The 283-nt window shown below is 70.7% G+C and carries 1 protein-coding gene; it reads left to right on the top strand.

Going from position 1 to position 283, the window contains the following annotated elements; all coding sequences use genetic code 11:
* Positions 1–283 (top strand): hypothetical protein (locus WDW90_RS39105; protein WP_336492996.1); only part of this gene is annotated, 283 nt, incomplete at both ends.

A 283-nucleotide genomic window follows, 5' to 3' on the forward strand; every position in this document is an offset into this window, starting at 1 on the left:
GCAGGCCGCACAGGCGGGTCGCGATCCCGTACCGCCGTGGCTGAGCGTATTCCTGACCCTGGCGCGCAAGGGCGGCGCGCCCGCTGCGCTCGCTGATGCGCTGCTCACGCAGGAGCCCGGCGTGTGGATCGACGCGGCACAGCGCCTCTGGACGGACCTGAGCCTCGCTGCGAACAGCCTGCCACTGCGCTATTATCCCGAACAGGCATCCGCCATCGAGCCGTTGGGCCGAGCGTCGAATCCGGCACGCTTGGCGCAGACCGCGCATTGGCTCCTGGGCCAG

This window comes from Methylobacterium nigriterrae, from assembly GCF_037106235.1.
GTDB lineage: Bacteria > Pseudomonadota > Alphaproteobacteria > Rhizobiales > Beijerinckiaceae > Methylobacterium > Methylobacterium nigriterrae.